Annotated in this window: 2 protein-coding genes and 1 tRNA gene; 2 read left to right on the top strand and 1 reads right to left on the bottom strand. The window is 70.9% G+C overall.

What is annotated here, in order from left to right; genetic code table 11:
• The first annotated feature begins 196 nt into the window (after nucleotides 1-196).
• Nucleotides 197-269 (top strand) — tRNA-Thr (locus ABT160_RS34545).
• A gap of 60 nt (nucleotides 270-329) precedes the next feature.
• Here ABT160_RS34545 and ABT160_RS34540 read toward each other — a convergent pair.
• A complete protein-coding gene (locus tag ABT160_RS34540; protein WP_351651916.1) occupies nucleotides 330-2,981 on the bottom strand; it encodes a SpoIIE family protein phosphatase in 2,652 nt (883 codons plus the stop codon).
• Between the two features lie 268 nt (nucleotides 2,982-3,249).
• On the opposite strand from ABT160_RS34540, the gene ABT160_RS34535 reads away from it, so the two are divergent.
• Nucleotides 3,250-8,724, top strand: a complete 5,475-nt coding sequence (locus ABT160_RS34535) for a HAMP domain-containing protein (RefSeq protein WP_351651915.1) — start codon at nucleotides 3,250-3,252, stop codon at nucleotides 8,722-8,724.
• The last annotated feature ends 257 nt before the right edge of the window (nucleotides 8,725-8,981 follow it).

Below are 8,981 nucleotides of genomic sequence, written 5' to 3'. Positions count from 1 at the left end.
CCCTGTGGGAGAGTAGGACGCCGCCGAACTTTTTTTAGCCTCAACCCCCGGACTATGTCCGGGGGTTGAGGCATTTTTGCGTTCACGACCCTTTTCAGGGACCGTCTCGCGTTGGCCTCGCGTGGATTCGGTGAATCGGCCCCTCGTGGGGTAGAGTTTCTCTTGTCGCCGAGGGGGAAACCCCGAGAACGACAAGGCCCCTATAGCTCAGTCGGTAGAGCGTCTCCATGGTAAGGAGAAGGTCTGCGGTTCGATTCCGCATGGGGGCTCGGTAACGAGAAGGCCCCCCGCCCAACGGCGGGGGGCCTTCTGCATGTCCGGGGGGTGGGTCAGGACTTCGGGAGCTGCGGGACGCGCATCGCCAGGATCGCCATGTCGTCCGAGGCCGGCTCCGCGGCGAAGCGCTCGACCGCCCGCAGGACGCGTGCGGCGACCGCCCCGGCCGTCAGGCCCGTACAGGTCGAGAGGACCTCCGTGAGGCCGTCGTCGCCCAGCATGCGGGTTCCCTCGCGGCGTTCGGTGACGCCGTCCGTGACGCACAGCAGGACGTCGCCCGGGTCCAGGGTGATGCTCTGCTCGTACAGCTCCAGGTCGTCCATCACGCCGAGCAGCGGCTGCGGTTCGGCGGCCGGCTCGACCGTGCCGTCCTGGCGCAGGCGCAGCGGCAGCGGGTGGCCCGCGCAGACGACCTTCAGGACGGCGCTGCCGTCCTCCTGCGGCCACAGCTCGCCGTACAGCAGCGTCAGGAAGCGGCTGCGGGCGCCCTCGTCGAGGATCGCGGCGTTGAGGCGCTCCAGGACGGCCGGGCCGCCGAAGCCCTCCCTGGCGAGCAGGCGCAGGGCGTGGCGGGCCAGGCCGGTGACCGCGGCGGCCTCCGGGCCCGTACCGCAGACGTCGCCGATGGCGAACCCGTACGCGCCGTCGCGGATGGGGAAGAGGTCGTAGAAGTCGCCGCCCACCTCGTTGCCCTCGCCGGCGGCGCGGTAGATGACCTCGACCTCGACGTTGGGCACCTGGGGCAGGCCGGGGGGCAGCAGGCTGCGCTGGAGGGACTGGCTGATGGCCATGCGCTCGGAGTACAGGCGGGCGTTGTCCAGGGCCAGGGCGGCCCGGCGGCTGAGGTCCTCGGCCAGTTCCAGGATCTCCTGGCGGAAGTGGTCGTCGGAGGGCTTGCCGAGCGTCAGCATGCCGATCACGCGGTTGCGGGCGACCAGCGGCAGGACGACGGTCTCGCCGCCCACGGCGGCCGCCGTGGCGAGCGTGGAGCCGATGCCGGAGGACAAGGGCGTGGAGCCGAGGCCCAGTTCGCGCATCGAGGTGCGCAGCGCGGCGTGGTGGGCGGCGTCGCCCGGCGCGGTCCAGACGCGCGCTCCGGGGGTGGGCACCGGGTCCGGCGGGTCGATCTTGGAGAGGAGGGCCTTGAGGCCGTCGATGCGCTCCTCGTCCTCGTGCAGGACGTAGGAGAGGTACGGCTCCGATGCCTGGTCGGCGATCGTGTAGACCGCGCACCAGGTGGCCAGGGTGGGGACCGTCATCTGAGCCATCAGGGCCAGCGTCTGGTCGCGGTCGAGGGTGCCTGCCAGCAGGTCGGAGGCCTCGACGAGGAAGGACAGGGAGCCGCGGCGCAGGCGCTCCAGCTCGCCGAGGCGGGCGGACTCGACGGCGAGCGCGATCCGGTCGGCGGCGAACTGCAGGCGCAGGGCCTCCTCGTTGGAGTAGCGGCCCGCGGCTTCGGCGGCGACGCCGAGGGAGCCGGTGAGGCGGCCCTCGACCTTGAGGGGGACGGTGACGACGGAGCGCATGCCGGTGCCGTTGAGGAGCGGTACGGCTCCGGGGACGGCGGCCAGGTCCTCGTGGACGGCGGGCATGCGGGCGGAGCCGTAGCGGCCGGTGCCGGCCTCGACGGGGACGCGGGCGAAGCGCTGGCGGGCGGAGGGCAGGCCCGTGGTGGCCCGTACCTCCAGTTCGGTCTCGTCGTCGGTGGCGAGCAGCAGGAAGGCGGAGTCGCCGTCGAGCATGTCGCGGGCGCGCTCCACGGTGCGCTGGAGCAGGCCGTCGAGGTCGTCGGGGGCGGGGGAGCCGATGAAGACCTCGAAGGGGTCGGTGGTGCGGCTCTCGATGCCGGCCTCGGGCGCCGGGGCACGCAGCGGGGTCTGCAGGACGGCGCGCTCGTAGTCCCGTACGAGCAGGCAGACGGTGGAGGGCTCGCCCTGGGTGTCGCGGATGCGCAGGTGGGAGGCGTAGACGGGGATCACGCGGCCGTCGGTGCCGCGGATCCCGTAACTGCCCTCCCAGCGGGAGAGCTGGAGGGCCTCGGCGAAGCCGGTGCCGATGCCGGGGGTGTGCGGCCAGGCGGCGAGGTCGCCGAGCGGCTTGCCGAGGACCTGTTCGGCCGGGTAGCCGAAGAGGTGTTCCGCGTCCTCGTTCCAGGCGGTGATCGCGCCGCCGCGGTCGATCTGGGCGACGGCGACGCGGACGCGCTCGTCGGTGACGGGCAGCAGTCCGGGCGGCAGGACCGGGCCGGCGGAGCGGGTGCCGACGGGGCGCTCGGGCAGGTCGAGCCGGAACCAGACCTGCTTCTGCGTGGAGGAGTACTCCACGCCCCAGCGGGTGGCGAGGGCGGCGCACAGGAGCAGGCCGCGGCCGTTCTCCCGGTCGGGGCTGCCGGGGGAGCGCCCGGTGCCCTGGACGGGGATCTCCCGCTCGGGGTAGCGGTCGGCGACCTCCACGCGTACGCCGTCGTCCATGCGCAGGCAGAGCACGTCGGCAGCGGTGCCGGCGTGGATGACCGCGTTGGTGACGAGTTCGCTGGTCAGGACGACGGCGTCGTCCACGACGTCGGTGTACCCCCAGCCCTGGAGGGTGTCCCTGACGAAGGCTCGGGCGGCCGCGACCGACCTGCCCAAGGGGTCGAAGCTGGCGGCCGCCCGCGCGGTGATCACAGAACTCCTCGTACGCGTCTCGACGCCCGGCTCTGCCATGGTCGGCCCTGCCCCTCCCGGTGCCTGGTGGTCCGGCGCGCCACTCCGCCCCCGCCGGGCGGACCGGGGCGGTTGGACAGCCGGATGCCAGGTTACTTACCTTCGCTGTCCGAGCGGATGCCGGTCGGCGCTGTTTCCGTCCCCCGAGGGCGGGGACGTTATGCGAAGCTGCCGAACTGTTATGGCCTGGTTCGGTCGCGGTGAAACACTGGGAAAGCTTGTTGGAGACAGCCCGAGCTGTTCGGTCGACCCCTGCGGGAGGGACACGGTGGAGTCTGGCGTCACGGCGCGGGGCACGAGCACGCGCGCGAAGGGCGGAGGACAGTCCCGGAGCGGTCGCGGCCGGGGCACCGTCGAGGTGGACGCGGCGGCGCTGGAGCGGTTGCTCGGCGCCCTCGTGTCGATGCGGGACGGGAACTTCCGCAGGCGGCTGACCGTCACCGGGGACGGGGTGATGGCCGAGATCTCCGCGGTGTTCAACGAGGTCGCGGACCGCAAGCTGCACCTGACGGGCGAGCTGGCGCGGGTGCGCCGGATGGTCGGCCGCGAGGGCAGGCTGTCGGAGCGCCTGGAGGTCGGCGCCAGCGAGGGCGACTGGGCGGAGGCGGTCCAGGCCGCGAACCAGCTGGTCGACGACATGACGCGGCCGGTCTCCGAGGTGGGCCGGGTGCTGTCGGCGGTGGCCGAGGGTGACCTGGAGCAGCGGATGGAGCTGCGCTCGGAGGGGCTGGACGGTACGGTCCGGCCGCTGCGCGGGGAGTTCCTCAAGGTCGCCCGTACGGTCAACAACCTGGTTGACCAGCTGTCCGCGTTCACGGACGAGGTCACGCGCGTGGCCCTCGAGGTGGGTACGGAGGGCAAGCTCGGCGGACAGGCGCAGGTGCGCGGGATGTCGGGTTCCTGGAAGGACCTCCAGGACTCCGTGAACACCATGGCGTACCGGCTGACCGCTCAGGTGCGGGACATCGCGCTGGTGACGACGGCGGTCGCCAAGGGCGATCTGTCGCGCAAGGTCACGGTGCACGTGGCCGGCGAGATGCTGCAGCTGAAGAACACCGTGAACACGATGGTGGACCAGCTGTCGTCGTTCTCCTCCGAGGTGACCCGCGTCGCGCGCGAGGTGGGTACGGAGGGCGAGCTGGGCGGCCAGGCGGAGGTGCCGGGCGTCGCGGGCGTGTGGAAGGACCTGACGGACTCCGTCAACACGATGGCGGGCAACCTGACCTCGCAGGTGCGCGGCATCGCCGAGGTGACCACGGCGGTGGCCAACGGTGACCTGTCGCAGAAGGTGACGGTCAGCGCGCGCGGTGAGGTGGCCCAGCTCGCGGACACCATCAACCAGATGACCGAGACGCTGCGCACGTTCGCGGACGAGGTCACGCGCGTGGCCAGCGAGGTGGGCGCGGAGGGCCTGCTGGGCGGTCAGGCACAGGTGCCGGGTGCGGCGGGCACCTGGAAGGACCTGACGGACTCGGTCAACACCGTCTTCCGCAACCTGACCACGCAGGTGCGCGACATCGCGACGGTCACGACGGCCGTCGCCAACGGTGACCTGTCGCAGAAGGTCACGGTCGACGTGGCCGGGGAGATGCTGGAGCTGAAGAACACCGTCAACACGATGGTGGACCAGCTGCAGTCGTTCGGTTCCGAGGTGACCCGGGTGGCGCGCGAGGTCGGCGTGGAGGGCCGGCTGGGCGGCCAGGCGGAGGTGCCGGGGGCCGCGGGGACGTGGAAGGACCTGACGGACTCGGTCAACACGGCCTTCCGCAACCTGACGGGCCAGGTCCGTGACATCGCGCAGGTGACGACGGCGGTGGCCAACGGCGATCTGTCGCAGAAGGTCACGGTGGACGTGGCCGGGGAGATGCTGGAGCTGAAGAACACCGTCAACACGATGGTGGCGCAGCTGTCGTCGTTCGCGGACCAGGTGACGCGGATGGCGCGGGACGTGGGTACGGAGGGCCGGCTGGGCGGCCAGGCGCGCGTGGACGGCGTCTCGGGCACCTGGAAGGAGCTGACGGACTCCGTCAACTTCATGGCGGGCAACCTGACGTCGCAGGTGCGTCAGATCGCCCAGGTGACGACGGCGGTGGCGCGGGGCGACCTGTCGCAGAAGATCGACGTGGACGCGCGCGGGGAGATCCTGGAGCTGAAGAACACCATCAACACGATGGTGGACCAGCTGTCGGCGTTCGCCGAGCAGGTGACCCGGGTGGCCCGCGAGGTGGGTACGGACGGGCGCCTGGGCGGCCAGGCGCAGGTGCCGGGCGTGGCCGGTGTGTGGCGTGACCTGACGGACTCGGTGAACGGCATGGCCGAGAACCTCACCGGACAGGTGCGCAACATCGCGCAGGTGGCCACGGCGGTGGCGCGCGGTGACCTGTCGCAGAAGATCACCGTGGACGCGCGCGGGGAGATCCTGGAGCTGAAGAACACCCTCAACACGATGGTGGACCAGCTGTCCTCGTTCGCCGAGCAGGTCACGCGGGTGGCCCGTGAGGTGGGTACGGAGGGCATCCTGGGCGGTCAGGCCGAGGTGCAGGGCGTGTCGGGCACCTGGAAGGACCTGACGCAGTCCGTGAACTTCATGGCGAACAACCTGACCTGGCAGGTGCGCAACATCGCCGAGGTGACCACGGCGGTGGCCAAGGGCGACCTGTCGAAGAAGATCACCGTCGACGCCAAGGGCGAGATCCTGGAGCTGGTGACGACCGTCAACACGATGGTCGACCAGCTGTCGAACTTCGCGGACGAGGTCACGCGCGTGGCGCGCGAGGTGGGTACCGAGGGCATCCTGGGCGGTCAGGCACGCGTGCGTGGCGTGACGGGCATCTGGAAGGACCTGAGCGACAACGTCAACGTGATGGCGTCCAACCTGACCGGACAGGTGCGCAACATCTCCCGGGTGTCGGCGGCGGTGGCCAACGGCGACCTGACGAAGAAGGTGACGGTGGAGGCGCGCGGCGAGGTGGCCGAGCTCGCCGACACGGTCAACACGATGGTGACGACTCTGTCGTCGTTCGCCGACCAGGTGACCCGGGTGGCCCGCGAGGTGGGTACGGACGGGCGCCTGGGCGGCCAGGCGCAGGTGCCGGGCGTGGCGGGCACCTGGAAGGACCTGACCGAGTCGGTGAACTCGATGGCGTCCAACCTGACGGGTCAGGTGCGCCAGATCGCCACGGTCACCACCGCCATCGCCAAGGGCGACCTGACCAAGAAGATCGACATCGACGCGCAGGGCGAGATCCTGGAGCTGAAGGACACCATCAACACGATGGTCGACCAGCTGTCCTCGTTCGCCGAGGAGGTAACGCGCGTGGCCCGCGAGGTGGGCACGGACGGCATGCTGGGCGGCCAGGCGCGGGTGCGCGACGTGGACGGCACCTGGCGGGACCTGACGGAGTCGGTGAACGAGATGGCCGGGAACCTGACCCGGCAGGTGCGCGCGATCGCGGCGGTGGCGACCGCGGTGACCCGCGGCGACCTGAACCTGAAGATCGACGTGGACGCCGCCGGCGAGATCCAGGTCCTGCAGGACAACATCAACACGATGATCGCGAACCTCCGGGACACCACCCTCGCCAACGAGGAGCAGGACTGGCTCAAGGGCAACCTGGCCCGCATCTCGGGCCTGATGCAGGGCCGGCGCGACCTGGACGACGTGGCCTCGCTGATCATGAGCGAGCTGACCCCGGTGGTCTCGGCCCAGCACGGCGCCTTCTACCTGGCGATGGCCACGGGCGGGGCGGGCGAGCCGGGGGCGGAGCCCGGGAGCGCGTACGAGCTGTGCATGCGGGGGAGTTACGGCTACTCGGCGGGGTCGATGCCCACGTCGTTCCGGCCGGGCGAGACGCTGATCGGCACGGCCGCCGAGGAGAAGCGCACGATCCAGCTGAACGTGCCGCCGGGCTACCTGAAGATCTCCTCCGGGCTCGGCGAGGCGTCGCCGGCCCATGTGATCGTGCTGCCGGTGCTGTTCGAGGCGCAGGTCCTGGGCGTGATCGAGCTGGCGTCGTTCCAGCCGTTCACGCAGATCCAGCGGGACTTCCTCAACCAGATCGCCGAGATGATCGCGACCAGCGTCAACACCATCAGCGTGAACACCAAGACCGAGGTCCTGCTCAAGCAGTCGCAGGAGCTGACCGAGCAGCTCCAGGAGCGCTCGGGGGAGCTGGAGAACCGGCAGAAGGCGCTGCAGGCCTCCAACGCCGAACTGGAGGAGAAGGCGGAGCTGCTGGCGCGCCAGAACCGCGACATCGAGGTGAAGAACACCGAGATCGAGGAGGCGCGGCAGGTCCTGGAGGAGCGGGCCGAGCAGCTGGCCGTCTCCATGCGCTACAAGTCCGAGTTCCTGGCGAACATGTCGCACGAGCTGCGTACGCCGCTCAACTCCCTGCTGATCCTGGCCAAGTTGCTGGCCGACAACGCGGACAGCAACCTCACGCCCAAGCAGGTGGAGTTCGCCGAGACGATCCACGGCGCGGGTTCGGACCTGCTCCAGCTGATCAACGACATCCTGGACCTGTCCAAGGTCGAAGCGGGCAAGATGGACGTCAGCCCGACCCGGATCGCGCTGGTGCAGCTGGTGGACTACGTGGAGGCCACGTTCCGCCCGCTGACGGCGGAGAAGGGCCTGGACTTCTCCGTACGGGTCTCGCCGGAGCTGCCCGCGACGTTGCACACCGACGAGCAGCGGCTGCTGCAGGTGCTGCGCAACCTGCTGTCCAACGCGGTGAAGTTCACCGACTCGGGCGCGGTGGAGCTGGTGATCCGGCCCGCGAACGCGGACGTGCCGCAGTCGATCCGGGAGCAGTTGCTGGAGGCGGGTTCGCTGCGCGACCCGGACGCGGACCTGATCGCGTTCTCGGTGACCGACACCGGCATCGGCATCGCGGCGAGCAAGATGCGGGTGATCTTCGAGGCGTTCAAGCAGGCGGACGGCACGACGAGCCGCAAGTACGGCGGCACGGGCCTGGGCCTGTCGATCAGCCGGGAGATCGCGCGGCTGCTCGGCGGCGAGATCCACGCGGCCAGCGAGCCGGGCCGCGGCTCCACCTTCACGCTGTACCTGCCGCTGCACCCGAGCGAACTGACGCCCCAGGGCTACCCGCAGCTCGAGCCGGGGGCGGACGGCGAGCCGCTGGCGGGCGGGGCCGGGGACGGCCTGGAGTCGGCGCGGGGGGTCGCGCAGCCGGCCGAGGTGCGCGCGGGCAAGGGCGCCCTGTTCCGCCACCGCCGCAAGGCGCCGGTGGCGCCGGAGGCCCCGAGGCCCGCGCTGCCCGGCCAGCCGGCCGGTGCGGCCGCGCCGCAGGAGCGGTGGCCCGCGGTGGCGCAGGAGGAGCCGGAGCCGCGCCGGGTCTTCGAGTTCGGCGGCGAGAAGGTGCTGATCGTCGACGACGACATCCGCAACGTCTTCGCGCTCACCAGCGTGCTGGAGCAGCACGGCCTCTCGGTGCTGTACGCGGAGAACGGGCGCGAGGGCATCGAGGTGCTGGAGCAGCACGACGACGTCACGGTCGTCCTGATGGACATCATGATGCCCGAGATGGACGGGTACGCGACGACGACGGCGATCCGCAGGATGCCCCAGTTCGCGGGTCTGCCGATCATCGCGCTGACCGCGAAGGCGATGAAGGGCGACCGGGAGAAGGCGATCGAGTCGGGCGCCTCCGACTACGTCACCAAGCCCGTCGACCCGGACCACCTGCTGTCGGTGATGGAGCAGTGGATGCGCGGCGAGTGAGCGGTGTCGGGCCCGTGGAGGCGGTGCGCACGGGCCCGCGTTGCTGACTGACTGTGCCCGGCGGCGTGTGAGACAACGGTATTCGGGGAACCTTCTGGTCTCCCACCGCGTTTCTGCTACGTGCACAGTGACATCGCGGTGACAGGGTGTGGCGACAGGCGGGGTGCGGCTACCATGACCGGCACAAGGACGGACGGCGCAAGGGAGTCGTCCCCTGGGGCGGCGCCCGGTGCTTCCCCGAGCTCTCAGAGCAGGGG

The organism is Streptomyces sp. NPDC001941 (genome assembly GCF_040296945.1).
In the GTDB taxonomy this organism is placed as follows: domain Bacteria; phylum Actinomycetota; class Actinomycetes; order Streptomycetales; family Streptomycetaceae; genus Streptomyces.
The sequence above is the reverse complement of the archived record's forward strand: the minus strand, read 5'-3'. Positions and strand labels throughout refer to the sequence as shown.